At 61.8% G+C, this 1,381-nt stretch carries 3 protein-coding genes and 1 pseudogene; all 4 read left to right on the top strand.

Translation table 11 applies throughout. The features are described from left to right. Positions 1 to 88 (top strand): flagellar basal body rod C-terminal domain-containing protein (locus A2I95_RS38140; RefSeq protein ID WP_291737614.1); only part of this gene is annotated, 88 nt, incomplete at its 5' end. Further along, positions 88 to 510 (top strand): flagellar basal body P-ring formation chaperone FlgA, encoded by a 423-nt coding sequence (flgA, locus tag A2I95_RS38135; RefSeq protein ID WP_129372534.1) that lies wholly within the window; start codon positions 88 to 90, stop codon positions 508 to 510. The genes A2I95_RS38140 and flgA, both read left to right, overlap by 1 nt. Continuing rightward, complete coding sequence (flgH, locus tag A2I95_RS38130; RefSeq protein ID WP_129372535.1) at positions 510 to 1,250, top strand: flagellar basal body L-ring protein FlgH; 741 nt, start codon at positions 510 to 512, stop codon at positions 1,248 to 1,250. The genes flgA and flgH overlap by 1 nt, the downstream gene beginning before the upstream one ends. Positions 1,251 to 1,258: 8 nt before the next feature. After that, positions 1,259 to 1,381 (top strand): annotated as a pseudogene (locus A2I95_RS38125) (flagellar basal body-associated protein FliL); the annotation flags it as partial.

Here is a 1,381-nt window from a genome sequence, read left to right as displayed (position 1 = left end):
GATCGAAGCCCAGCGGGGCTATGAAATGAATGCCAAGGTCATCTCGGCTGTCGACCAGATGATGGGTGCAACAACACAGGTGCGCTGATGAAACTTGCTCTTGCCTGTCTGACCGCCGCGGCGCTTTGCGCGCCGCCCGCCTGGGCGGAATATCTGATCCCGCTGCGCACGATACGCGCAAAGGCGATCGTCAATGCCGAAGACCTGGCTCTGAAAAAAGGCGAGATCCTTGGTGCACTGTCGGACCCGGCTGCGGTTGTCGGTCAGGAGGCGCGCGTCGCCTTGTACGCAGGTCGGCCGTTGCGGGCTGGCGACATCGGCCCGCCGGCCATCATCGAACGCAATGACCTGGTCACTTTGACCTTCCGCCAGGGTGTCCTGACCATAGCGGCCGAAGGCCGCGCCTTGGGACGCGGCGCTGCTGGTGAGGCCGTCCGGGTCATGAATCTTAATTCCCGCACCACCGTAACCGGGCGGATAGCGGCAGACGGTTCCGTTGAGGTAAACTGATGAAAAAGAAACTTTCTCCCGTCAAACCGCTGCTGTTCGGGCTCGCCCTGCTGGGTGCCTGCGGCCGGATGGATCATATGGGCAAACCGCCCTCTTTCACCCCGTCCAATGAAAGCTCTGAACATGTTGCGATGCTGTACCAGGGATTGCCTGCACAGACACAGAACCGGCGCACCGTTGATGGTGCATCCCTGTGGAGCGGCTCCCAGCAATCGCTGCTGGGCGACCGCCGCGCGATCAAGCGCGGCGATATTCTGACAGTGGTGATCGAGATCGATGAAGAGGCCGAAATTTCCAACGACACCCAGCGCTCACGCTCGGGGGCTGAAAGCCTGAACATGCCGCATCTCCTTGGCCTGCCGCAGCGTCTTGACAGGAAGCTGCCGGAAGGTGCCACCTCCGCCGACGCCGTGGAACTGGGCAGTTCCAGTTCTGCCGGCGGCAAAGGATCCGTCAAGCGCAGCGAAAAGCTGGAATTGCGAGTTGCGGCGACTGTTGTCGACGTTCTGCCCAACGGCGTGCTGGCGATCAGCGGCACCCAGGAACTGCGGGTGAATTTCGAGCTGCGCGAACTCTTGGTGACCGGCTATGTCCGGCCGCAAGACATCAGCCGCCAGAACGAGATCACTTATGACAAGATCGCTTCGGCCCGTGTGTCCTATGGCGGCCGTGGCCAAATCACTGACGTTCAGCAGCCGCGCTACGGCCAGCAGCTGCTCGACGCCATTCTGCCGTTCTGAGGATTGCCATGCTGTCTAAACTCCTTCCAGTCATCCTGCTGATCATCGGCACCGGGGGCGGCATAGGCGCCGGCATTATGCTGGCGCCTCCGCCTGAAGAAAATCAAGCCGCTGCCGGAGGCGAGGCCGCG

It is taken from the genome of Leisingera sp. F5 (assembly GCF_001593695.1).
Note: the sequence above shows the minus strand (reverse complement) of the source record. Positions and strands in the feature narration are given on the sequence as shown.

Coding starts and splice junctions, on each gene's coding strand:
- flgH (WP_129372535.1), top strand. CDS start 510: ATGAAAAAGAAACTTTCTCCCGTCAAACCGCTGCTGTTCGGGCTCGCC.
- flgA (WP_129372534.1), top strand. CDS start 88: ATGAAACTTGCTCTTGCCTGTCTGACCGCCGCGGCGCTTTGCGCGCCG.